The sequence below is a fragment of the Legionella cincinnatiensis genome (assembly GCF_900452415.1).
In the GTDB taxonomy this organism is placed as follows: Bacteria; Pseudomonadota; Gammaproteobacteria; order Legionellales; family Legionellaceae; genus Legionella; species Legionella cincinnatiensis.
In genome coordinates this window covers 1,199,676-1,225,478 of record NZ_UGNX01000001.1, presented here as the reverse complement: position 1 = coordinate 1,225,478, position 25,803 = coordinate 1,199,676, and the positions used below count along the sequence as shown (strand labels likewise).

Sequence of the window (25,803 nt, the reverse complement as noted above, 5' to 3'; positions counted from 1 at the left end):
CAATTGAAATTATTAGATCAACTCTGTATCTTTATAAAAGATACTTCTAAATATTTCAAATTGACAATAATTCAAAAGAACAGTAGGCTGATTATTGATTAATCGAACCTATTATTCCTATAGACACAATCACTTAATAAAAGATCAAATGGAGCTTTGTATGAAAATAAAAGGAGTAAGCAAGAGTATAAGTTACTCAATGTCACTACTGAGTTTATTCTGTGGATTGACCTCTCAATCACATGCTGGTGCAATGGGGCCAGTAACTGCGTTAAGCACACCAGGAAAAATCTATGTGGGTGTTTTTGGTGGTGGAGGAGCATCTACAAATGTCAGTATCGCGCAGTATGGAACCGCTTTTTTTCCAGAAGCTGGAATAGGACCTTTGGCAATCAATGGATTTGGTCATACCGATACCCGTGGAGTAGGGATTGTTGGGGGACAAGTGGGTTATCAATGGTCATCAATATCATTAAACTTATTTAATTCACTATCAGGCATAACTCCTGCAGTTGAATTAGAAGGATACTATGTTGGAAAAAGCACGTTTACTGGACATGATATAAATAATGAGACAGCAAGTCTTCCTGAGCATGATTTTTTAGTCTCTTATCCTTTGAATACAGCAGTTTTTCTTGCTAATGCCGTAGCAAACTTTGATCTTTCCAATGTAAATAGAGTACACCCTTATGTCGGTGCTGGTATCGGTGCCGCAGTTTTATCCATCTCAGGTGCTGATTCGACCCAAGTTGCTCCCCCAGAAGGAGGTGTCAATCATTACAATGGAAATACTGGCGATAAAGACGCTACTTTTGCTGCTCAAGTGAAGGCTGGTTTAAATTTTGATGTAACTCCAAATGTAAATATTTTTGCTGAATATCGATGGCTATATGTCTCCAATAGCGATTTTACATTTGGCTCCACTGTATATCCAACTCACGTCCCAACAAGTCCATGGTTAGTAGAATTAGGTTCCCAATACTATAATATAGGAGCTGCAGGAATTCGCTTTAGTATTTAAGCATGCAGGCGCGTTTTATATTTAATAAAACGCGCAAACACATTTTAATCTCATCTCCCCTTAATTTTTAGTTATTTTTCTATTTAGTTCTTTTTATCATTCACATAATCCGAATACCATTCAATAGTTACCAAAATAATAATTAACCTTTGAAAAATAATTAGGCCCCCTAATATTTAAAATATTTATATGTCATATGAATATAATAACTTGTTAATATACAGCCCAACCAGAATAAAATATATTCATTTTTTAGTTTTATGGTTACCTTATGATGCATAACTTGTCTTTTGTTTCCTCTCTCAACCCAATCAGTAGCTCAAATAGACAGTTGATAGATTTTATTAATCATGTTAACGAAGACATAAGAAACATTAATCAGCTAATTCAGGTTTATAATGAAACTCAGAGTGACGAAGTGTCCATTGATATCCTGAAACATATCCTGCAGTATAAACAATTCGTTGAAAATAAATACAGTGATAAGTTTGTGAGTATGTGTCCAGAGTTTTCAACTGAAATACATACAAAACTATTTTTCAAACTAAAAACCGAATTTGCAAAATACAATATTTTTAGTTTATACGGAATGCTTGAGCCCTCTTCTCCAACAAAAAATGAGTTTGCGGAAATTTTAGTGGATATGGAACCCGAAAAAGTTAATCGTTTAATTGATGTGTTATCAAGAGGAGAATTTTTTGATATTAACAAATTAATAACATTATATGCTCCATTGGAAAACCCTAAGTTTGATCATTTTATAAAAAATACCGACATTTCCTTTTTAGGAGGAGCAAATTCAAAAAACTTCAAATTATCTCCCAAAAACGGTAATCCCCCCTATGTTCTAAAAATTGAGAATCAGATGGGCACCCCCAAACAACTCATTATCAATCTTATGAGGAACTCGTCCGTGAAAGATACACTCATACAGGAAGAAGTAACACGAACAGGTACCTTAAGTATATCGAGATACCGGGAGACAAGGACTCTTTCAGTGATTCCCTTTTACCCACATGGGAACCTTATTACTCATAGCAAAAAACATGACTCTGACGATAAGATACGTATTAAATCAGCGCTTCGTATGTATCAACAAATGCTAAGCATTTTAATTAGGTTTAGCCAAGAAGGCTATATATTTCCAGATATGAAGAATACTAATTGGTTGGTTAGTGAAAATGGTGAATTAGTAATTTCCGATAATAAGTCCTTTGCTCCATGTAGCGACGGTAAAATTACTAAAAATATGGCGAACTCCCTCTTACGAACCTCTTATTTAAGTCCTCCAGAAATCTTAACTCTACTGATACAACCCCAAAAAAACTTCATTTCAGTAGATAAAATGTATGCGTTCATGCTGGGAAAAAATCTATATCAATATGTCACAGGATGTAGGGAAGAGAAATTATATGAAATCACTGACGCGTCACAATATGATTTCATTTATCCTATTTTTCAGACCAATGAGGGTATAGAACTACAGAAATTAATCGAAAGCTTGGTTCAAGATGAGCCTGAAGCACGGCCTTCGCTTAAAGAAGCTGAAGTTCAATTGAGTCATATCGAGTCTTTAATACACCAAAAAGAAGAAGTATTAAGTCTCATAAATAGGCTTAAAACAGAAAATATTTATCTTTTAAACCAAATCGAGAGATGTAGCTTCGGAGATAATGATGAATATATGGAAAATTTTGTAAATGAGAAAATAGAATTGATACATACTAGTATTAATTCAGAAGAACTTGAGAAGTTAAAAATACATTTAGAAACTATTTTAAAGGATCAACAAGCAGTAGAATCTATAAAGTCTATTCTTCATAACGTTCGGATAAAAACGAGTTGTATGAGCAAGTTGAAAAATAAAGCGCACAAAATTGAACTAGAAATATGCACTATTCCTGTTGAAGATAGAGGCAGTATTATGAATACAGATTCTCAATTAACGCATAAAGTGCACAGGTTAATTGCCTCTAACAGCCATTTCGCTTTTTTTCGATCATTAAAAAAATTTGTTGGCCCTGAAATTGAAGAAAAAGAAGTCACTCATTCTTATAAAACCCACTTTCCGGAATAAACTCATGAAACATCTAACACGAACTTCATAAAAATTAACAAAAATTATCGAAAAAACAAAATATTTCCTCTAAATTACAACGCTAACGATTCAATTAAAAAATGAAATCATCGAAAAACTGAGACAGAGTTATTTCTTGAACGAGAATTAATTCGCGTGAATTAATTCTCGTTCAAGAAATAACCCAAATTTACTTACTCATAAAAGGGTCGCGCCCATTCATCGTCATAACATGTTGTAGCTTCTTTAGCTCTAGAGATAAAGGACGCATCAATTGATTTCGTATAATAATGTTCTTTAAATAGGTTGTCAGAAGAAGCCATCGCCTGATTTTTTATTAAATCGGATTTAGGCTGGTGGGGATTTAATTGGAAAAAATATTCCATAAAATCAGGATAAAGTTCCACCAATTCTTGGTACGTTTTGTTAAAAGGATTATTACCCCCGCTGTATTTATCATAAAACTGAAGATACGCTGCCACATGTTCTCGAAGTGCTAATTTCTCCTCGTCAACATCCAGTTCTTTCGTGTATTTATTTCTTAAAAGTGACACAAACGGACCGTAAATGTCATGGAATGCTTTTATTGCTTCTTGATTATCCTCAGAAATTGCTAAGTAAAAAGGATTATCAATTTCCTTATTGTGAATCGTTATTTTTTTGATACTGCAAGAAAGAACCGCTAAAGCAACATGCTCTTTTTCACGTTCCATCCGCCCAGGAAGATTGAGATCATTTTTGCGATATGTTTCATGAATATCTACAGCAAAACTTCGAAAAAGCGTGGGATCAATTGTAATAAAACACTTATTTCCCCAATCAAATGCAACTTCAAAATCTTCAGACATACTAACCATATGAAAATCATTGGATAAATTAGTCAATTTATGCAGTTTAATCTGTTCCATAGTAATCATTTCAGGATAGGTTTTACCAAAAATACCCGTAAGTAAAGTAGGCAAACTAAAAATAACAGAAGCAAGATTATCAAAACCTCGATACAATTCATGGATAGCTGCTGGTGTTTTTATTACATTAAAAAATTGAATGTCTGGAGGTAATTTCTCTTTTCGATTTTGGAAAAATTGGCTGTGTTTACTGTACATTATAACTTCTCCTGCTAAATACCTTTCGTTTAAAAGCGTAAAATAGATTTACAATGAGGTATATGAGACTGGTAGGTGAAACAAATTAGCCAATTTTATATCAAAAAATTATTTTTAAAAACCATTTGTTCGTATTATAACCAAAAACTATTACTTAATATGCTTAAGGCTTGTCATGATATAATACAATTAGTTCTTTACTTGAAGTACAACCCAATAATTCCATTGTTTTAGATAACATCCCTTCCACAGTACGATAAGAAATACTGATATCACGGGCAATTTCCTTTGAGCTTTTACCTTGAGCGAGTAGTCTAAGACACACCGCTTGTTGTTCTGTTAAATACACAGGAAGATGCGTTAGCTTATGAAAAAGCACTAAATCTTTCTCATTTAATTTAATCGTTTGAGACTCTGGCTTTTTAGATTCAGCAATCAGGTTGAAAATCTTTAATAAATGGTGCTCCAATGCATTATCATCAGTATCTAACGTTACAGTGGCTAAGTTTGCAAATAAGTTATCACGTTGAACATGAAGTTTATCAAAAAAAGCGTTAAGATCAGTATGAGGCAATAATGGTGCAGGATTACGTGAAATACGCATCAATTGCACTGTAGTACTCACTTGTAAAAATACCACGAATTCTGTAGACAAAAGTTGACGAATATTCTCAGAACAAACGATACTTGCATCTGTTGCTACTACAATATGCTCTTTAGATTGAAGTGCCGTTAATATCTCTAATTGGCATTGATAAAAATCTTCTTGTCCTTTTTTACCTAAAACCTCATCTAAGGGACGCCCAACATAATATTCCATACCCAGATCAGCATCGATAAATTGCCATCCTAGTTTTTCGGCCAGTAGTTTTCCAAATAAACCTTTACCCGCACCTGGAAGACCGATAATAAAAATACGTGTATGTTGACTCATCATCTCTCTCCTTTATAGGCTCTCTTGGTTATGTACCAAGCTCATTAGCTTTATTGACTTCCATTATAAAATTAGGAAAAATATGAATCAATGCGTAAAAATACGTAACAAATAAGGCAGTGAATATTCAAAAATACTCGCTTTTTTCAGGTCATTGTCCTGAAAGAAATCTTTTTACAGCCAGTAGATCAATATATGTCTTTTTCTTATCGGCTGGATTACGCAAAAGATAAGCAGGATGGTAACTCACGATAAAGGGAACATTATGATAACGATGTATTGTATTACGTAGTTGTTTCAAGGAAAGAGGCTTGTTGAGTAAAAATTGCCCCGCAAATCGCCCTAAAGCCAAAATCAGATGGGGTTTAATAAGTTCAATTTGGCGAACCAAAAAAGAACTGCATTGAGCGATTTCATCCAAATGGGGATCACGATTATTAGGGGGTCTGCATTTTAAAACATTAGCAATATAGACATCTTTTTCCGCCATCTCAATACTTTGCAGCATTTGATTTAATAAACCTCCTGCCTTCCCTACAAAAGGTAAACCTTGCTGATCTTCATAAAAACCTGGAGCTTCGCCAATAATCATTAACTTAGCTGTCTCATGACCACGATAAAACACTGTTTGGGTACGTGTTTTATGCAGCGGACATCGGGTGCATGATGCCACTTCTTTTGCTAATGAGGATAGGTCTTTTTGACAAGAATTAGATTGACGCAGTGTCCACAGATCGATACCCATAGTTTGCAGATAATAACGATTTAATTCATCTGGCATAAGCGACTCATTTTAAATAAAAAATTCAAAAAATTTACATTAGAATCTGTTGGCAATTGATTCCACGTGTCGTGTTTTACGCGCAACATCCAGTTTTGCAAGAACCTAATATTGGTTCAATAGATTCACACCGTTTGGAACCCGCGCATAAAACACCAGACGTAGGCGAGGAGCACAAATTGCCAGCAAGGTTGAGTGCATTTTCGTATTTAATTTTCGATAAATCAATGATTACTCTTCGTCGTACCCTAAGTTATAAAATTTATTAACTCTGTACATGACAAAAAAACTGTCATGCCCGCGCAGGCGGGCAACCATCCTTCAAAATAATTTGATGTCAAGGTCAAGCCAGTGAGGATTGTTTTGCTCAATCAGGTTTATTTTCCATTGTCGGTTCCATTTTTTGATGCGTTTTTCTCTGGTTATTGCTTCATAAACATCCGTGTGAATTTCATAATAAACCAAGTGATGAACATGATATTTCTTGGTGAATCCTTCAGCTAAGCCTTCTTTGTGTTGCCAAATACGTTGTACGAAGTTGCTTGTTACACCGGTATAAAGAGTTCCATATTTTTTACTGGCTAATATGTAAACATAATATTATTTTTCATCTCTGGTTGGTTGCTAAAAACTTAATTTCTTCCGGAACTCTGTTATTTTCCATAAGAGATCCAACTATTATCAGCAAAAATATTATAAGCGCTCAGGCTCAAATGGGCGATGGCATGGTGTTTAGAATTTTTAGAGCCTTTTGCAAGTTAGTCGTTTTGTAGGCTAATCGAACGATGGAATCACAAAGAAAATCCAGACCATAACGAAATAGACTAACGGCAGGTCTGCCATGTTTTTTTATCTTTATTGGTTTTTGCTCATTCTGCCACTCCCCAGTACGATGAGCCCATGGAAATGCTATAGCCAGAAGCATAACCAGCTTTTTAAAATGAACATCTGGAGCAGCGTTATTCTCTCCGGGGTATCAGAATTACCCCTCTTATCTAGAAGCATCCAGTAAATGGGGATGGCCGTTCCTTTAAAAACAATGCCGAGCATTAAAATATTAATGTCTGATTTTCCCCAACGCCAATTGGTTCTATCCATGCTTAAATACCATTGGCCACCACTCACAAAAAACAATTTAAAAATAAAACCAGCTATTTGTTGGTAATCCAGAGGAAATTTAGAAAAAAATCGTTGAATTCTGCGATACCGTGAAGATGGAAGTGCTTCACCAAACACAATACAGGCTAATTTACTTAAATTTACTGTACGGGTAGCAAGCAATGCAAGCAACATATTTACAAAACAGGTCATTCTTGCCTTGTTCCAGCCAAAATGCACGTTCAAACTATCTTTCAACTCGCTGATACACTCCATATAACCTTCTTTGGGCGCTCGAGATTATATGATTTTCATTGGATGTCAGAGGGGTATCTTAATTTACTTCAGTGCCAAATCTAAAATGGTTGCCCGCCTGCGCGGGCATGACAGTTTTTTTTGTCATGTACAGAGATTTATTAATACTCTCTGTTAATGATTTTAAATTATTTTGCTAATATATTCCCTATTGTCATTGGTAATGAAGAAAATAATTTATGACATTTGCACAGCAAATAAACCCATATTCTGCAGATACTGCATTTCGTGATGGTCGATTAAGGCAAGCACAATTAAAAATGCTCGCAATGCTCGAGGTCATTGATTCTATTTGTCTTAAGCATAATTTGGACTATTGGCTTGATGCAGGTACCCTTCTAGGAGCTGTGCGACATCAAGGTTTTATCCCATGGGATGATGACGTAGATATTGCCATGCCTCGTGCAAGCTACGAAAAATTTTTACGTATTGCTCCCACAGAAATTCCAGACTTTATGTGGCTCCAAACAATACACAGCGATCCTGGCTATTTTAATATGGCCACGCCACTGAAAATAAGAGATCGGTGCAGTCGTTTTATTGAAAAACATGAAAAGGGTAATGAACCTTACGTGCAAGGGATTTTTATTGATGTTTTTGTCTATGACAACATGCCTGTAGATCCCAGACAACGAAAGCGTTATAAATTTTATGCAAAAAAAATTTCACGTTTGTTAAGCACTAAATACAGCCGAGTGAAAATAGGACATTATCCAATCCTTTATAAAATTATAGCCTCTCTGTTACCTAAATCTTTACTTGAATTTTTCTTAAATAAAATTATCTGCCAAGCCAACACAAGTAAAAGCCCTTATATAGGGCGTGGTTATAATTGTGTCGGAAGTAATTTGATAAAACATGACGAAATATATCCCCTACAACGCATTACATTTGAAACAAAAGAATTTAATATTCCTAAAAATGCCGAAACATTTCTCATTCAACAATATGGAGATTATTGGACATTGCCGCCAGAAGATCAAAGAATGATGAGACACTGTAAAGAGCTGATTCCTCATATAGATAATTGAATTTTAAAAGACTTTTCCAAACTACTGATGCGACGGTAAAAAGAGTTCCTAAATGCATTAACCGTTTTTGATTTCCCATCAATGAAGCATGATTAATGACCAATCGCATAAAATTTGCTTCTTAATATTGCGTTAATTTTTAATTTGCGAGTATTTGCTATACTGTGTGTATATATTTTGCCTAAATCTCAACAGGAGAGACTATAATGCGTACTCGCTTAGAAATTGAAAGATTTAAATCTGCTGGCTGGAACAGTGTTCTTGAGAATAGTAGACAGAGTTATACATTAACTGACCAAGAAACATTTAATAAGGCAATGGATAAACTCGATGAAGCAGCCGAAGCAATAGGAGAGGGGATCATATATGATCCTGAAACGATGCATCAATTAATTGCAGAAATTGCATCAAATATTGATATTGATTTGTCAATGGAGTCAGAAGCAGTCTCTGATTTTTCTACCCAATTATTGATAGATATATATGAGATTAATAATACAGGGGAAAAAGAAAAAAAAATAGAAAAAGCCTTAGAGTTAGCCAAATACATTGAACATAAAATTATTCATGGTCATGATATAGTAGTTAACGATAAACAAACTGAATTATCTGTATTACTTACTAACTTTGCCTTACTGGCAACAAAACTTAGCGCTGATGAAACTTTACCTTTAATAGATAAAACTCGAGAGCTTGGAGCCTATAAGCGAATAGGTCTTGATAATATGCGGGCGTTAAGTCGTACTGTAATTACTGGAACCATAGATGTATCTGCAGCTGAAAGTGTTATTCCACTATCTCTCCAAAAAAAATTAAAGGAGAACGGCTTAGATCCAAAGGTAGTGCCACCTCTGTGTAAGGATGTTTATGAAGCTTTGGAATTAACAACTGATGAAATCAACATCTTAAAAGACAACGAAAAAATGGCTCGTCTAGATGTTACTAATTTGATTACTAAGACAAAAGCAGAAATTGTCCAGATGATTGAAGGCAATTATAACGAAGCAATGAATCTTGCATTTAAGGTGGCTGATGAAAATTTACTCAAATCACATGAAGATGTAAAGCAATTCTTAGGTGACATTGCCACTATTATGAGTGATGGCATTGTGGACGGTGATTGGAAACGAACTCATGATAGCGAAAAATTTAAGGTTTATACTCGCGTTAAAGATTTAGAATCTCAACTAGATGATTTTTCTAGACAATTTTTCAATAAATTACAGGACATAAAAAGAATTAAAGATCCTAAAAAAAGAGAACAGGCCGCAATTGAGTTAGCTGCCTGGTGTGAATACCGTGTGAATTTAACAGATCACTTTCTTGCTGATGGCTGCGGTAAAACTTCTGCCTTAATGGCTAATTTTGTGTTTATGGCCGCAGGAATTCCCCCTAAATCAATGCCTATGATGGATCGAAGAAATTATTTTAACTTTGATGTAGTTCCAACAACGAATATTGTTATAAACAAAAAAGAACATTCTGCTTTTGAAACAAAAGAACTTACAACAAGAAAAGTGAAAGAATGGGAGCGTTGGTTACGTCATTATAAATCCTCATTCTTTCCGCAAGATTATCGCGAAATCACGTGTGATAATGCCTGGAGTGTTCCTTCAGTAACATTAGGCCAACATTTGGAAACAATGGGGTCAAAAAGTAAAGATGAAGATAAATATGTTATCCCAGAAGATGCTAATTTTACTAACTTACACCATTGTTTACGAGGTGGATATGAAGTAGCTGAGTTGGCTAGTGCTATTGGAGCCCCTGATGTTCAAAAATTAATCACCTATCCTCTGACGCGACTGAATTTATTTCACACTATAGTTTATGCTGAAACAGAACTAAAAACAGATACTGATGAAGATATTGTAGAAAAAGTGCGTGATGTATATCGAACATTAAAAGGATCTAAAGTTCATGGTACAAAATTTAACACATGGCTAAATCAAAACCAGGAAGAATTCATTCGTGACTCTAGAAATTTAGCAGAACTCGCTTCCCAAGGAGAAGCGGAATATGCGGAGCAGTATGCAGAAGTTCTTAGCACAATTCAGCAGCGTTATAAAAGTGGTGAATATATTCTTGGTAATCATATACGTTATATATCAAAGCCAATACCACACGATGAATTAGAAAAGGATCTTGTAGCTCTTTATGGAAAAGAAAATCTACTTCCTAATTCAACAAATCCTAAAGAAATCATCCTGAAAGATCCAGAAGAGGCAATCGCTGAAGTTGCCAAGAGAATAATCGCAGATCGCGCTTATCAAGAAATGAGCAATAGATTTTTTGAGCATGAGGTTGAACCACTCATCTCTGAGGCGGTTGATGAATGTGAATTCGAACGTTTAGACATACCTGAACCTGATGAGCGTGTTACATTTATGATGGCTGGAGCACCTGCTTGTGGTAAAGGTTCCGCAGTAGCAACAGTTGCCACAATGGCTGAAGAAAATTTGGAGATAGAATGGGATAATACAGTAAAAGTGAATACCGATACCCATAGACTCATGATAAGCCATCCTCATATCACTGGTGAGCGTAGAGAGTTTTCTGGTACCTTAAATAATCATGAGGCTGGACTATTAACTGATTTGGCCTACAGCCGTTTGCAAAAGAAAGTAAATGAAGGTGTTGGACCCCATATTCTTATCGACGGCGTTAACATGTCTAAGGAACGCATGGATCTTGGCATGGCCAACTCCGGTAAATTATTGCTCACAGTGGTGACTGTTCCCCCTGAAATCTCTGTCGAACGTGCATTTAGTCGCGGTCAAGGAGATGGACGATTTGTGCCAACGTCTTATAATTTATCAAAACATAGACAAGTCAGTAAAAATTTCTTTAAAGACTTACAAGGAGCTATGGGTAAAAATGCAGAAATTATTCTTTTTGATACTAATGTACCTAGAGGAGTTACCCCTAAACGAATAATGACTGCAGATTTAGGAAGCAGATCAATTACTATTTATGATAAAAAACTATTTAGTGAGTTTTTAGCCAAGGGTAATATAGATGTTACCGCAACTTGCTCACGTGATCTGTATATGCTACCCCAAGATAAACTAGATGAGTCGTACCATGAAAAACTCGAAGAAATGGGTTTTCTCAAGATTCGCTATGAAGAAGACAAACCATCCATTAAAAAAGGAACTCAATTTACAATATTTAAAGAGAGTGGTAAACAAAAAGACAAGCGTCATGAACCTCATCTAGGAGAGGATGAGGAACACGGAGAAGAACACGAACACAGACGACGTGGCCATAGAGGCACTCATCATAAGTAACATAACTGAATTAGAAGGAGATAATAATGAGAACTTTATTCGACAAGATAAACCCAAAGTCAAAAAATAAATTAAGTGACGATAAAAAAGAACAATTTGAAAAAATTGAAAAAGAATATGATCGTCATGATGATGGGTATGTTGCTGAAGAAAATAAAATAAACCATCTAAAGCTGTCAAAACAGCTGAAAAATGGAGAAAAAAAGCAAGAAGAAACAAATTCTCCTACTACTATGAGACCACGAAATTAGTCCGAGTAGACTATTTTGTACAGCCTTATAAAAGTACTAGTGGGTAAGGTGAAGCGAGAATTATAATATTATTTAATGTGCAAATAATTTAACAAATACTCATTGTGATTATTAAAAGATCATGTATAATATTTTATTTGCACAATAAATGTTCTATTTCTAAGGTAGTTATGCTAATTACACAATTTATAAGTAAATTTTCACTTTTCTCTGATCAACCTATTTCGGAAACAGGGAATTCCTTGATTGATGAAGTTATTTTCGTGTGGGCATTAAATGCATTACAACCAGAAATCAAGCAATCTGACGCAGCTTTATGTTTTACCCAAATGAAATCATGTTATGATGATGAAGCTCGTTTTTTTCATCGAGGCTTAGGGCATCCACGCCAGTTGATTCCTAAATCAGCCGAACAGGCTTATTGCAAACTTATTAGCCGCGGTGAGCCCTTTTCAAAAAATAAAGAAGAATTTGAACAATTAACAAATCAATTTGCCTCCCTCATTCCTGAGAATGAGAAGCTGGCTGTGGCCCAAGGAATTATTGGAGCATTTTATCACGATGTGATTCATCGCAAAGGCCGTTATCATGAGGCGTTATTACCCTATGCTACCCAAGAAGCTGGTTCTTATCAGGTTAACCCTATCGCTGCTCCATTAAGCGCAACACTTATTAAAAAGACCAGCACTAAAGTTGTTGAGGAAGTAAGTTGTTTGGCTGCTGAGATTGAGCTATTGAAGTTAGGAGTCGATAAAAAATTGATCCTACCAATACTTATGGCAATATATTGTACAATTCCTTTCAGCAATTACAGCGATAAAGAAGAATTTGATAAAATAATGACGCGAATTATTAGCACACATAGTTTAAAGATTACCGATCAAGAAAGGGAGACTATTTATAATGTGGCTGTTGGTGTAGCTAATCGTGATAAATGGGCATATGGATCGGATACACTCAATGACTTTAATATCAAAACATGGGGGATGATGTTCGAGCGAAATCCCTTGATTTTGACAAACCAATATAATCTACACGATTTAGCAAATACATTTCATGAGTTTTATAGTTTTCATAAGAGCCTTCTTACGCAAATTCTTGAAGGCAAAAAGCAAATTTTTTATGGCTCTGACATTGAAAGTGACAGTATCAACATTTTAAATCGAAATGCATTAAGAACTTTAGAATTGGATATTGAGTTAAATGGGTTATTGCTTGCTACCACAATTGTGACAATACAACTATTAAAAGAAAAAAATATAGCGCAAACCGATATGCTTGATGATACAAATTCAGTAACCTGCTTGAAAAAATTTATTGATCAGTATATTGACTCTAATTCCAACTTCATTGAGAGTATTCCAAATGAAATTGTTACAGTGCTGCAACAACAAAATAAAGAAGTCTCTGTAAATGGTCATCGTTTTACTCGAGGATCTAACTTAACAGCGCTCACATTAGACTTGGTAAAGTGTTTTGGGAAAAAGACATTGCTTCAATTAGCAGATAATTATCCTAATATCGACCAAAAATCACTCGATCTAAATAAAGAATCATCGGCATCTTCACTTCAATTAAAATAAAAATACCGAGCCTATGCAATGTTCAAAAACTACATCTTATCGTTTGACGAGTTATTGGGGGATCCTCCTGTTTTCACAAAGAGTAGCGTTCTTTCAAAAGTCTCGAATTTTGAAGTGAAGCATGTCCAATAATTATTGAATATCATCAATACTACCGAAGAAAAATAGAGCACATCTCATGTATCGAAAAATGCGCCAAATGCATCCTTTCGATACATGAGGCGTAGACACTTATGTTTTATCAGTAAGTAAAACGCGATTAGGAAGCGAAAGATACATCAAATACAACCTTCACACCCTAACAGCTAAATATTACTTACAACTAAGCTGTCTTTCTTCGTAACACTCTTGGTTACATTCTTGTTCTTTGCTGCGCTGCTCCATGGATGCAGTTAGTTTTTTATGATCTACTTTATTTCTCTCATAATCAACGCCACTTTCACGCCTATCAAACTCCTCAGCACGTCTCAAACTCTCTGGAGATAACTTTTTTGGTAATTCTTTATTAAAAAAGCTTGTTCTTTTCATAATAAATTTACTCCTTAATTTTAAAAAAAGTACATCAGCCCTATAGTAAAACAAATTTATTACAAATTAAATAGTAAATTTACTTGTTGTGTGGGGAACCTTCAACAATGAAATTTCTTGCTCATATTAAATGATCCAACGTCATTATATGAGTTGAATCATTTACAGGAGCTAGTGAAATCCATCATCTACACGATAAAAGCAAACCAAATGATTCTTCCTAAGAGTCTCGACTTGCTTTATTATTTTCAGACTTCGTTTTTTACGATACTTGAGTTTGTTGCGGTTTTTTTACTCTCTTGGTACTGTTTGTTTAACTCTTCTAGTGCTCCTTCAGTGAGGTCTTTCGCAGCATCAACTGCTTGTTCTTCCCAAACAGGAATACGAACTGCTGTGAAAAAGCGCTCTTGCTCTGCTTGCTCATAGAGCTTACGAACCTTAGCAGTATGCAGCTTGCAAACTCCTGTTATTTTTTCTTCATCATCAGCCTCTAGCTCAATAATCGCCTTTTGAGCTGTGGCTTTAGAATCCGTTTTTGAACCTCGAATACCAACATCCATATTTTTTTGAGCATCTTCTAGATTATCAAAAAATATAACTTCATGGCCTAATGAATAGCCACAAACTTGCTCATACAAAATTTGATGAAAGGGGTTAATTACAAAAGAGGATAAATCTTTAAGACTATCGCCAACTGCAGTATATGCAGGACTTACAATTGCGTATAACTTTTTCATTTTATTCCTTAAAATTTTAAATTAAACGACACCTTAAATCTTGAGAGACGTAGGTATATGCATCTTTCCTTTCTCACGTCCCTCAAAAATATTCTTTTTAACCCAGCTCTGGCTCATATGCAGATACTTTTCTGGGCTTTAATTCATCTTGCGCATCTACAATTGCTTTATCATTGACAATCTTAGTGACACAGGCATCAGACCAAACATTTAAAGAGGTCTCTAGCATATCAATTAAACCGTAGAAAGGTAAAATAACCCCCATAAGTACAATTGGAACATTCATACTCGATAACAAGCTAACGCTTAGGAAAAAACATCCCATAGGCACACCGGCATTACCAATGGCCGCAACAGTAGCAATGATAACCCATAATCCCATTGTACTATAAGAAATTGGCATACCATGGTTTTGCATTAAATAAATCACGGTAGCAAAAATAAAAGCCGCACAACCATTCATATTGATACTGGTGCATAACGGTAACACGAAACGACTGATTGATGGCTTAACCTGCAGATTCTTTTCTATGGTACTCATAGTCACGGGTAACGTACCCACTGAAGACTTAGAGAAAAAAGCAACTGATAATGCAGGTAGCATAGAACGCATTGCTGTAAAAGGCTGGATTTTGTTCTTCTTCAACCATAAAGGCAATATGATAAAACCTTGAATTAAATTAGCAAAAACAACAATCAATAAGTATTCACCTATGCCTTTAATATCCATACCAGAACGTAATTGAACCACTGTAGAAGTAATAAAACCAAACAGTCCTAAAGGAATAACGGCAATAATCCAACGGGTCATCACCAAAAACATTCCATGCGCCCCTCGAAAAAACCGTGCCATTATGTCGCGAGAGTCTTCATCAGGTATTTGACGCACTGCAATGCCAATAATAATACTTAAGAATAATACCCCCATGACTTGCTGTTCTAAAAATGGAGCTAATAAGTTAGTGGGGATGATATTTGCTAAGTACCCCACATATCCTAGGCTGCTTGCCGATTTCACCTCATGAGGGTCCAAATTGACCTGAACAGAGCTAGGATGAATGACAATATAGAGCAAGCAACTGATCATTGCCGCCACCAGAGTTGTCGAAAAAGTATACGTAATTGTTCGCTTCCAAATTTTTTTCATAAACCCATCGGTCTTATAATTTGCCAAAGTAACAATTATCGATAAAGAAATAATCGGTAAACTGATGCATTTAAAGAGTTTAATAAACAAATCGGAAACCAATAATCCAGTCTCTTTTAAAATGCTGATATCTGACATCCCACTAGCAATGCCCAAACCAATCATCAAAGCATAAATTAAAGGAGTACTAAAAATGAATTTTTTCTGTTGCTGATGTGCTGCACACATATTTAAAATCCTTAAAAACTAAACGAAAAAAATAAAAGGAACAAAAGAAAATGAGATCAGCAACAACAACAAATAAGTTTAAAATGAGAGAGGGTCGAATGATGAGCCATATGATAAGACGGAATTAACATAGAAACCCTTATAAAGGTCCAAAATATATACAATAAGAACTATATTCTAACATGCCTTAATTATTCGTCAAGAGCTTACATGTTTTAAGTAATTAGTCAACTAATTCGATACAATTAATTTGTTGTTTTAAACGGATAATCCGTCGGTATGCATCTTCAATACGTTGATATTCTATTTTTTGCTCAAGAACTAAATGTTCTATGACTTCAATTATTTCAGGCGCTGTTATCTTAGCTAATTGATTTGCAAAAATGATCATATCAGCACCTGCATTGATTGTCAGGCATAAAGCATCCTCAAGCGAATAATGATCAGTGATTGCCTGCATTTGTAAATCATCAGCAACAACTACCCCATTATAACACATAGACTGACGCAATAGGCCTGTTAAGATCTCGTAAGATAAAGTAGCGGGTAATCCCTGACTGTTCAAATGCTTATTGACCACATGTGCTGTCATAATCATTGTAGGTTGGTGCGCATCACCTACCAATGCGTAATAAGGCTCTAACTCTTCTCTTTGAAATGTATTCGTAACATCAACAAATCCCTTATGAGTATCACCAAGCGCACTTCCATGACCTGGGAAATGCTTATAACAACATGCAATACCGTGATGAGAAAAAACATCAACAAATTGTTTCGCAAAGCCAATTACTCGTTCAGGAATAGCCGAAAAACTACGATGTAAGGCACCAATAATACCTTGTTCTTCCTGTAAATTTAAATCTACAACCGGAGCAAAATTAAGATTAAAACCCAAAGATTTTAAAGTTAATGCCATTTGAATCAATTCCGCCTGCAATGCTTCGGGAGACAAATGTGCCATATCATAGGCACTTATGGTGGGCGGACATTCCTCGATTCTGGACAAACGATCGACAGCTCCCCCTTCATAATCTATGGCAATTAATAGAGGTAATCCATTATTTTTGTAGCTTATTTCGGAATAATAGCCATTAAGTGAATGAGTCAGCTGTTTTATTTGGGTTAAATTTTTTAAATTCTTTCCATACAATGCTGTAGATGCTTCTTGATCAAATAATAAAACACCACCCAATCCATCAGAAGAAAGCCATTCAGCCATGGGGCTTTGATCATGAAGAACACATCCATCAAATCCCATAATTAACATTTGACCAATTTTATTTCTTAAAGTAATCATAAATTTATCCCTCACAACTTATAAAGGAAAAAGAATCCTAAAAAGTTAGTCCATTTTTAGATTAATGTGATTTATATCTTTTTGGGTGGTATTACCGGAATACTATCAAAATCACACTTACATGATCCAGTGGCTTCAGGAGGAAGTGGGATTTGTGAAAAATCAGAAGGATAACATACAGAAACATTCCACGCTGAATCACCGGGATTAATTTCATTGGGCAAAGACCAATAATTTTTAGCATAATAAATTTCACCTTTTCCGCTTTCCCATATCGTAGGTGAAAACTGAGCCCGATACATTAATTTCTCTTTCGGTTGACAGGGAAAAGTTTGACGCATCCAAAGCTTCCCAGGAGGTATTATTACAGTAGTTAAAACTTTAGCCGTTACTGCATCCATAACATCTACTGTTACCGTATATTTATTCCAACAATTATCTTTGGCTAGAGTAAAGTAACAGGTAATAGCCCATAGTGAATTGGCTGAAATAAGGCTTAAGACGACAAGAAAAATTCGTACTGACATGTTAAAATCCTTTATGTGGAGAGCGATTAATCATTTTTTTCTCAAAAAAATTTAAGATTCATACTAGAAAATGGTAATCATCTTTGGAACCCCTTACCTAATAGTATATACAATATCATCTAAAAGTTATGTGTTTAAATAAAACAAGGGTTGATTTTATCATCTGACCTGTATAAGCTTGCCCGATTGGGAGAGATGGCCGAGCGGTCGAAGGCGCACGCCTGGAAAGTGTGTATACGGCAACGTATCGAGGGTTCGAATCCCTCTCTCTCCGCCAGATTAAAAAGGTAATAAGTCAGACTCATGCTTGATAGTGCACTGATGGCCAGAGATAAGTACATATTGTAAAAAAATCTCTCTAAAAATCAATGTGGTGGGTAGTTTTTAGAGATATTTTCTCGTAAGATGTACTCAATAGGGTCGTTTCCTGAGGAGCTGAACTCTTACTGAATAAAGTAGTTGATATTATGGCGAGAATCTACTGCCTTTATGTCTAACATTCCCAGGTACTTTGCAGTGATAGAAGTAACACACTTTAATTTGTAACCTGCAAAGTATGATTATGAACAGTTCATTTAGGGATATGGCAAATGAAATTAATTATAATAGGAATTTTATTATCATTTAATGTAATCGCTGGCAATTATTTCCCTAAAGAAACATCTCAAGATCAGCCATGGTCTGTTTCTGCAAGTGCAGGTGCTGGCAATTACCAAGTAAATTCTAGCGATAAAAGTACTGCTATAGGAAGGCTAGCACTCGCTAACGAACTGATGCTCGCAGGCAATATTGCCTTAGGCTTGGAATTAGGGCTACAAACCGGTACTCGAATAAAATTGGACATGCAAAGAGAAACATTTCAAGCATTACGAAAATGGATTCCGATGCAAACCACTCTTTCTCCTACCTTAGATTTATTAATCACAACCAAAAGCGATCCTTTGGGCAATAGTGACTTTTTTGCTCAATTAAAAGGAGGGCTTGCTTACCGTCACTGGCGAGATTCTCGTGTTCCATTAAATGACATTTCACAACTCGCAGGTGAAATACAAGCAGGTGTTGGTTATCCAATTACGGCTCTGGCTAGTTTAAGCTTATTGTATCAGGGAATATTTAGCGGCAATGGTCCTAATCTTCATTTAGATACTCACAATAAAAAAGAACAATTATCAAATATACCTACATTACACGCCATATTAGTTGGACTATCCGTTAATCTATAAAAAATAAGATCTAACCCTGCAATAATAAATCTCCTTTTAGATTACGGCTTCTCCTTACCCTGGACTATAATTTAATCAAAATGGACTCAATTTTCTCTATCGAATTAGGGAGTACGATCATGAAAGAAAAACATTATGCCTATAAAATAACTCACGGTACATCAGGTTTAAATTGTCCTCATTCTGCGTTAGAAGGAGATAGAATGGTGGATTTATTAAAAGAAATAGAAAGCCAACATCATGATGGCCTATTTTGGGTATTTAAACAATTTGGTGATCAACCTCAAGAAGCCTTATGTCTCATAGATTGTACAAAAAAACGAATTTACTTTCATTATTCAGGCGAAGTCGAAGATCTGCATGATGCTATTACCAACTTAACGCCTTAAATTAAAACAATATTATGAAACACAATGGATCAATAAAGATCTACTTGGTTTTATTTCTATCTTGCTAGCTCTAGACAATTGACTGTATTTTAGTCATTATTTCAACCTAGGTAGACTCTGGTTCTAATAAAACCCTTATCCATAATCCCGTTAAAGAGAAAATATTATGTCTTTAAAAACTAAAATCATTATCTTGAGTTCTATTTTTTTTAGTTTCTTGTCTTGTATTTATGCGAAACCTGTATCAAAAAACGGTGAAAGTGATACAGCCATCCAAAATTCTGTTTTATTCTACATTAATGAATACAGGCAACAACATGGATTATCTAAACTTACTATGGATAATCGTATTGTAATTCAAGCCAAACAACATTCATTGGATATGGCCAACCATCGCATGCCTTTTGGCCATAAAGACTTTGGAAAACGGATTACCACCCTACGCACACAAATTAAAAACACAGGCGGAGGTGCTGAGAATGTTGCTTATAACTACAAAAGTGCTCAAGAAGTGGTAAGACAATGGTTACGAAGCCCGGGGCATAAAAAAAATATTGTTGGTTATTATAATTTGACGGGTATTGGTGTGGCTCGTGACAAGCAGGGGAAACTTTATTATACCCAAATTTTTATTCAAACTGGCAAAAACAGTAAAAGTTATGCAACATTTAAAAGACCCACTCTTAGTGTGCCTTTTTTCGGCATCATAAGAAACGGAAGTTTCGGATAAAGAATCCATTGAGATCCAGCTTCTGTCTCAACCCGTTCAGGCTGAGGAGGCATTTATGCCGTCTCCAAGCTTAGCACGCAACTTGAACATTTGTGCTAGGCTTCGAGACAGCGCTTACGCGCTTCCTCAGCCCAAACGGGAGGAAATAAATCCATGTTCGCTTATACGCAACTCCCATTAAGTGAACGTGAGTTGCGGATAAAGAATCTATTGGGATCCAGCTTCTGTCTCAACCCGTTCAGGCTGAGGAGGCATTTATGCCATCTCCAAGCCTTAGCACGCAACTTGAACATTTGTGCTAGGCTTCGAGACAGCGCTACGCGCTTCCTCAGCCCGAACGGGAGGAAGTAAATCCATGTTCGCTTATACGCAACTCCCATTAAGTGAACGTGAGTTGCGGATAAAGAATTCTATTGGGATCCAGCTTCTGTCTCAACCCGTTCAGGCTGAGGAGGCATTTATGCCGTCTCCAAGCCTTAGCACGCAACTTGAACATTTGTGCTAGGCTTCGAGACAGCGCTTACGCGCTTCCTCAGCCCAAACGAGAGGAAATAAATCCATGTTCGCTTATCCGCAACTCCCATTAAGTGAACGTGAGTTGCGGATAAAGAATCTATTGGGATCCAGCTTCTGTCTCAACCCGTTCAGGCTGAGGAGGCATTTATGCCGTCTCCAAGCCTTAGCACGCAACTTGAACATTTGTGCTAGGCTTCGAGACAGCGCTTATGCGCTTCCTCAGCCCAAACGAGAGGAAATAAATCCATGTTCGCTTATCCGCAACTCCCATTAAGTGAACGTGAGTTGCGGATAAAGAATCTATTGGGATCCAGCTTCTGTCTCAACCCGTTCAGGCTGAGGAGGCATTTATGCCATCTCCAAGCCTTAGCACGCAACTTGAACATTTGTGCTAGGCTTCGAGACAGCGCTTACGCGCTTCCTCAGCCCGAACGGGAGGAAGTAAATCCATGTTCGCTTATCCGCAACTCCCATTAAGTGAACGTGAGTTGCGGATAAAGAATCTATTGGGATCCAGCTTCTGTCTCAACCCGTTCAGGCTGAGGAGGCATTTATGCCGTCTCCAAGCCTTAGCACGCAACTTGAACATTTGTGCTAGGCTTCGAGACAGCGCTACGCGCTTCCTCAGCCCGAACGGGAGGAAGTAAATCCATGTTCGCTTATCCGCAACTCCCATTAAGTGAACGTGAGTTGCGGATAAAGAATCTATTGGGATCCAGCTTCTGTCTCAACCCGTTCAGGCTGAGGAGGCATTTATGCCGTCTCCAAGCCTTAGCACGCAACTTGAACATTTGTGCTAGGCTTCGAGACAGCGCTTACGCGCTTCCTCAGCCTGAACGAGAGGAAATAAATCCATGTTCGCTTATCCGCAACTCCCATTAAGTGAACGTGAGTTGCGGATAAAGAATCTATTGGGATCCAGCTTCTGTCTCAACCCGTTCAGGCTGAGGAGGCATTTATGCCATCTCCAAGCCTTAGCACGCAACTTGAACATTTGTGCTAGGCTTCGAGACAGCGCTACGCGCTTCCTCAGCCCGAACGGGAGGAAGTAAATCCATGTTCGCTTATACGCAACTCCCATTAAGTGAACGTGAGTTGCGGATAAAGAATCTATTGGGATCCAGCTTCTGTCTCAACCCGTTCAGGCTGAGGAGGCATTTATGCCATCTCCAAGCCTTAGCACGCAACTTGAACATTTGTGCTAGGCTTCGAGACAGCGCTACGCGCTTCCTCAGCCCGAACGGGAGGAAGTAAATCCATGTTCGCTTATACGCAACTCCCATTAAGTGAACGTGAGTTGCGGATAAAGAATCTATTGGGATCCAGCTTCTGTCTCAACCCGTTCAGGCTGAGGAGGCATTTATGCCATCTCCAAGCCTTAGCACGCAACTTGAACATTTGTGCTAGGCTTCGAGACAGCGCTACGCGCTTCCTCAGCCCGAACGGGAGGAAGTAAATCCATGTTCGCTTATACGCAACTCCCATTAAGTGAACGTGAGTTGCGGATAAAGAATCTATTGGGATCCAGCTTCTGTCTCAACCCGTTCAGGCTGAGGAGGCATTTATGCCATCTCCAAGCCTTAGCACGCAACTTGAACATTTGTGCTAGGCTTCGAGACAGCGCTACGCGCTTCCTCAGCCCGAACGGGAGGAAGTAAATCCATGTTCGCTTATACGCAACTCCCATTAAGTGAACGTGAGTTGCGGATAAAGAATCTATTGGGATCCAGCTTCTGTCTCAACCCGTTCAGGCTGAGGAGGCATTTATGCCGTCTCGAAGCCTTAGCACGCAACTTGAACATTTGTGCTAAGCTTCGAGACAGCGCTACGCGCTTCCTCAGCCCGAACGGTTCGAAGTAAATCCACATTCGCTTATACGAAATTCACATTATAAGAAAGAGTTAAAAGTTTTTTGCTTGCGGATTAGCTCCAGTGCAGCGGGCTCTTGCTCTATATATTTCAGCTTATATTGAAAAATTAAATGGTGGTATCAAGCACTCTATTTATCTAGAGTGCCTGATGAATTCTAAAAATCCAGCTGCTTTCAAATAATTTCTTTTTCATTCAGAAATTTAAGAAGCCAATTTTTATATTTGAAGATTACGATAATTCAGTCTTTCTGCCAAAATACGCACGATCACTCTGTTAAATTGCTCTGCAATCGCAGGTTCTTCTGTGCACATTTTTGCAAAGTTTTCTGCCGATAATTCTTCTACTATACTGTTTTCATTTGCTATTATTGTTGCAAAACGATTACCCATTAAATAAAACCCCATTTCACCAATGATATTTCCCGTTTGGATAGTTGAAATGTATAATTGCTTTTTATTTTGGGTTGCCATATATACAGAAAGCTCACCTGATTCCAAATAATATAAACTCGATGCAAGCTCCCCTTGTTTAAAAAGAAATTCCTGCTCATTAATTGCTATTTTGTTAAAATATTTTTTAATACAGCGTGCAGTAGTTTCGTTCTGAAAAAGGTTGGTCAGTTGGGCTTCGAGGGGTAACGCCTCATTTTTTACATAATTATTTTTATGTAATATTTGTTTTTCACACCACTCAATCGCTTGTTCATGTTGAGGAACCACGATAATGGATGGATCATTAGGATCTATAAAACCAATATCCATCAATTTTTTAAGTACTGTGTCTTCCACTTCAGTAATAACAGCAGTTATATTATGCTCTTTAATAAAAGCTTTGATTCTGGAGAAACAATAAAGAGCAGAAGAATCGATGCCAATAACCAGTTCATAATCATAAATAATATATCGTAATTGATTAGGTTGGTTATTAATAGTGATTTTAATATCATCAATTAGTTTATTTGTGATGCCAAAAAATAAATAATTTTGTAATTTTAAAAAAAGTATAGCCCCCTTTTCCTTTTTTAAAATATTTTTCGCTCTATTATCTCGTCGAGTTCCGCTACGTACATTTGTACCTTCAATACGATATTTTATTGGGCTAATTTGGCTGTAATTAATAACAATTAAAACAAAAGAAACCAATATTCCTACGATAACCCCTGCAAGTAATCCAAAACTTAAGACCATTATTAGAATTATAAATACCGTTAAATAATCTGAACTGTAAAACTCATGTTTAATATCGTAACCCCATGTTTTTAAAATACTAATACCAATAAACAACAACATACCAAATACAATTATTTTGGGTATATATGCAATCAAATTCATGCCAACTAACAAAATAGCTAAAGTGAAAATAGCAGATAAAATACCAGGCGCACGGGTTGTAGACTTCAAGTGGTTATTAATGATAGTCATCATAAAACCGGTATATCCAACTAAGCCTCCGGCAAACCCTATGAAAGTATTATTGATGCCTGTGAGACACAACTCTCTGTTTAAATCGATTTCTTTTTTTAAATTAAAATCCAGAGCACCTAATATTAATAAAAAGGATATAGTACTAATGGGTATAATAGTTATTAAATTACCTATTTGTGGATATATAGTGTCCCATTCCACTTTACTAAAAGAAAACTGTGAAAGAGCACTCATGAGAGTATTGGGCGGTGGAAATGGTTGAAATAATAATCCATGCTCTCTTAGCATGGGAATTGAAATATGAAATACAAAAACAATTATATAAAACATCACTATACTGAATAATAAAAATCCGGGGAATGTGAGCCTATGGGTAAAACGATACATGACATAGAAAAATAATAAGGTATAACCAATAGTAATACTCCATATCATGAAAAAATCAGATTTAAAAAAGTTAGCACTATCATAAATAAGAGGATTAGGTAATATAGACATTATATTCTTGGTAGTACCTATTATCAGTAAGCATCCAACGCTGACTAGAAAACCCACAACAACAGGGAAAGGAATAAAACGTATGAAATTACCCAGTTTAAATTTTCCAATCATATAAAAACAAATACCCGTCATGCTGGTAGAGCAAGCAATTACAACCATGGTAGTAGAGAAAAGATTGTCAGGGTTTTGTATGCCCGCAACAATTGATGAAATGGCCAATGCAATAATGGGTAATGGCTCATCTTGAGGATGTCCAATAGAAATGGGTAATGAACTAAACAATGCCGTGACCAGAGTGATAATTACCGTAGTTATTAAAATCAGATAAGTTGCTACTGGAAAATAGCTGGATAACTTACCGTGAAAAATAAATTGGGTAAAACTTACTGTAACCATGACCATTAAAAAACTGATGATTATTCCAGATAGCATGGAAGATATAAAATCGATTTTTTTATGCATAGAGCCTTTCCTTACAGCAAGCATCACTGATCCTTGGTTTCCATATATCCATTATATACTCTATTTTTTAACACAATCTTTGCAAAAAACAATTTGAATCAAGTAGCATTACCGTGAAGATTAGCCTATTATATAATCATAGACAGTACATATTGTTCAGCCAACATTCATTACTTGGGAGCCAGATTGAGAGTGCGGTGTGCATGCCTAGTGTAAACTAAGAAGCCTAAAACACTCCAGAGGAGTCCATAATAGTAACTAGGACTGTAAGCAATCTTACTGTCTATTGCAAATTTAATAAAAAGGCGTATTTGATAAAAATACGCCTTTTTTATTTTTAATCCCCTCCCCAATAAGTGCGTTTGTAATAATGGATTTCATCATTCTTATTTTTTTACTTAATACATTAATGCTTTCCACTAAAATAAAATCTAACTCTTATGTAACAATCAGAAGAACAGAATAAATCGTCAACAAACCCCAAAAATCTGGGCTAAGATTATAGTTAAAAGAGAGATATCAATGATAAGAAACACTCTATGGATATTTTATTAATTTTTCTTATTGTCTTATTTTTTTGCACGTGCTTTTTGCTCATTAATTTTTTTGATTATTTGTCAAGGAGTGAATCATGAGCTTCTATTTCATCTGTGGACTCATCGCTTTCTGCTTGTTAATTTATTTATTATTCGTATTATTTAAACCTGAATTATTTTAATAATAAAAACAGGAATG

20 protein-coding genes, 1 tRNA gene and 1 pseudogene are annotated in these 25,803 nt (G+C 36.1%); 11 read left to right on the top strand and 11 right to left on the bottom strand.

Features of this window, described 5'->3' with window-relative positions:
- Window positions 1-160: 160 nt before the first annotated feature.
- Together DYH34_RS05465 and DYH34_RS05460 are read left to right on the top strand one after the other, a co-directional pair.
- Window positions 161-1,021 carry an outer membrane protein gene (locus DYH34_RS05465; RefSeq protein ID WP_058465388.1) on the top strand — a complete coding sequence of 287 codons (861 nt, stop codon included), beginning with the start codon at window positions 161-163 and terminating at the stop codon, window positions 1,019-1,021.
- 271 nt (window positions 1,022-1,292) lie between these two features.
- Window positions 1,293-3,098 (top strand): protein kinase family protein, encoded by a 1,806-nt coding sequence (locus tag DYH34_RS05460; protein ID WP_238589518.1) that lies wholly within the window; start codon window positions 1,293-1,295, stop codon window positions 3,096-3,098.
- A gap of 194 nt (window positions 3,099-3,292) precedes the next feature.
- On the opposite strand, the gene lart1 is transcribed toward DYH34_RS05460, so the two are convergent.
- From lart1 to DYH34_RS05430, 5 genes and pseudogenes are all read right to left on the bottom strand, one after another.
- The gene (lart1, locus tag DYH34_RS05455) at window positions 3,293-4,204 is read right to left on the bottom strand and encodes an NAD(+)--arginine ADP-ribosyltransferase Lart1 (RefSeq protein ID WP_058465389.1); all 912 of its coding nucleotides are present in this window, start codon (window positions 4,202-4,204) and stop codon (window positions 3,293-3,295) included.
- A gap of 163 nt (window positions 4,205-4,367) precedes the next feature.
- Complete coding sequence (locus DYH34_RS05450) at window positions 4,368-5,138, bottom strand: shikimate kinase (RefSeq protein WP_058465390.1); 771 nt, start codon at window positions 5,136-5,138, stop codon at window positions 4,368-4,370.
- Window positions 5,139-5,289: 151 nt separating this feature from the next.
- Window positions 5,290-5,919: a uracil-DNA glycosylase gene (locus DYH34_RS05445; RefSeq protein ID WP_058465391.1), complete on the bottom strand. Its 630-nt coding sequence runs from the start codon at window positions 5,917-5,919 to the stop codon at window positions 5,290-5,292.
- Between the two features lie 321 nt (window positions 5,920-6,240).
- Window positions 6,241-6,507 (bottom strand): GIY-YIG nuclease family protein, encoded by a 267-nt coding sequence (locus DYH34_RS05440; RefSeq protein WP_083502775.1) that lies wholly within the window; start codon window positions 6,505-6,507, stop codon window positions 6,241-6,243.
- Between the two features lie 121 nt (window positions 6,508-6,628).
- A pseudogene (locus tag DYH34_RS05430) lies at window positions 6,629-7,293 on the bottom strand (hypothetical protein).
- Window positions 7,294-7,511: 218 nt separating this feature from the next.
- On the opposite strand from DYH34_RS05430, the gene DYH34_RS05425 reads away from it, so the two are divergent.
- The 4 genes from DYH34_RS05425 (at window position 7,512) to DYH34_RS05410 (ending at window position 13,487) form a co-directional block, all read left to right on the top strand.
- A complete protein-coding gene (locus DYH34_RS05425) occupies window positions 7,512-8,363 on the top strand; it encodes a LicD family protein (RefSeq protein WP_058465394.1) in 852 nt (283 codons plus the stop codon).
- Window positions 8,364-8,569: 206 nt separating this feature from the next.
- Window positions 8,570-11,653: a zeta toxin family protein gene (locus DYH34_RS05420; protein WP_058465395.1), complete on the top strand. Its 3,084-nt coding sequence runs from the start codon at window positions 8,570-8,572 to the stop codon at window positions 11,651-11,653.
- Window positions 11,654-11,679: 26 nt separating this feature from the next.
- Window positions 11,680-11,904: a hypothetical protein gene (locus tag DYH34_RS05415; RefSeq protein WP_058465396.1), complete on the top strand. Its 225-nt coding sequence runs from the start codon at window positions 11,680-11,682 to the stop codon at window positions 11,902-11,904.
- Between the two features lie 170 nt (window positions 11,905-12,074).
- Complete coding sequence (locus tag DYH34_RS05410; protein ID WP_058465397.1) at window positions 12,075-13,487, top strand: hypothetical protein; 1,413 nt, start codon at window positions 12,075-12,077, stop codon at window positions 13,485-13,487.
- Window positions 13,488-13,799: 312 nt separating this feature from the next.
- Here the strand turns inward: DYH34_RS05410 and DYH34_RS05405 are convergent, their stop codons facing one another.
- The 5 genes from DYH34_RS05405 to DYH34_RS05385 form a co-directional block, all read right to left on the bottom strand.
- The gene (locus DYH34_RS05405) at window positions 13,800-14,015 is read right to left on the bottom strand and encodes a hypothetical protein (protein ID WP_058465398.1); all 216 of its coding nucleotides are present in this window, start codon (window positions 14,013-14,015) and stop codon (window positions 13,800-13,802) included.
- A gap of 248 nt (window positions 14,016-14,263) precedes the next feature.
- Window positions 14,264-14,752 (bottom strand): hypothetical protein, encoded by a 489-nt coding sequence (locus DYH34_RS05400; RefSeq protein WP_058465399.1) that lies wholly within the window; start codon window positions 14,750-14,752, stop codon window positions 14,264-14,266.
- 97 nt (window positions 14,753-14,849) lie between these two features.
- Window positions 14,850-16,127, bottom strand: coding sequence for a dicarboxylate/amino acid:cation symporter (locus tag DYH34_RS05395; protein WP_058465400.1), 1,278 nt, complete (start codon window positions 16,125-16,127; stop codon window positions 14,850-14,852).
- 223 nt (window positions 16,128-16,350) lie between these two features.
- Window positions 16,351-17,424: a glycoside hydrolase family 3 N-terminal domain-containing protein gene (locus tag DYH34_RS05390; protein ID WP_058465401.1), complete on the bottom strand. Its 1,074-nt coding sequence runs from the start codon at window positions 17,422-17,424 to the stop codon at window positions 16,351-16,353.
- A 71-nt stretch (window positions 17,425-17,495) separates the two neighbouring features.
- Entirely contained in the window at window positions 17,496-17,951 is a 456-nt protein-coding gene (locus DYH34_RS05385) for a hypothetical protein (protein ID WP_058465402.1), read from the bottom strand.
- Window positions 17,952-18,140: 189 nt separating this feature from the next.
- Here DYH34_RS05385 and DYH34_RS05380 point away from each other — a divergent pair.
- The 4 genes from DYH34_RS05380 (at window position 18,141) to DYH34_RS05365 (ending at window position 20,293) form a co-directional block, all read left to right on the top strand.
- Window positions 18,141-18,228 (top strand) — tRNA-Ser (locus tag DYH34_RS05380).
- Between the two features lie 313 nt (window positions 18,229-18,541).
- Window positions 18,542-19,174, top strand: coding sequence for a hypothetical protein (locus DYH34_RS05375; protein WP_058465403.1), 633 nt, complete (start codon window positions 18,542-18,544; stop codon window positions 19,172-19,174).
- Between the two features lie 119 nt (window positions 19,175-19,293).
- Window positions 19,294-19,563 carry a hypothetical protein gene (locus tag DYH34_RS05370; RefSeq protein ID WP_058465404.1) on the top strand — a complete coding sequence of 90 codons (270 nt, stop codon included), beginning with the start codon at window positions 19,294-19,296 and terminating at the stop codon, window positions 19,561-19,563.
- A gap of 166 nt (window positions 19,564-19,729) precedes the next feature.
- Window positions 19,730-20,293 (top strand): CAP domain-containing protein, encoded by a 564-nt coding sequence (locus DYH34_RS05365; RefSeq protein WP_058465405.1) that lies wholly within the window; start codon window positions 19,730-19,732, stop codon window positions 20,291-20,293.
- A 2,603-nt stretch (window positions 20,294-22,896) separates the two neighbouring features.
- Here the strand turns inward: DYH34_RS05365 and DYH34_RS05360 are convergent.
- Entirely contained in the window at window positions 22,897-25,068 is a 2,172-nt protein-coding gene (locus DYH34_RS05360; protein ID WP_238589519.1) for an SLC26A/SulP transporter family protein, read from the bottom strand.
- A 631-nt stretch (window positions 25,069-25,699) separates the two neighbouring features.
- On the opposite strand from DYH34_RS05360, the gene DYH34_RS18685 reads away from it, so the two are divergent.
- The gene (locus DYH34_RS18685; protein WP_083502776.1) at window positions 25,700-25,786 is read left to right on the top strand and encodes a potassium-transporting ATPase subunit F; all 87 of its coding nucleotides are present in this window, start codon (window positions 25,700-25,702) and stop codon (window positions 25,784-25,786) included.
- Window positions 25,787-25,803 lie beyond the last annotated feature (17 nt).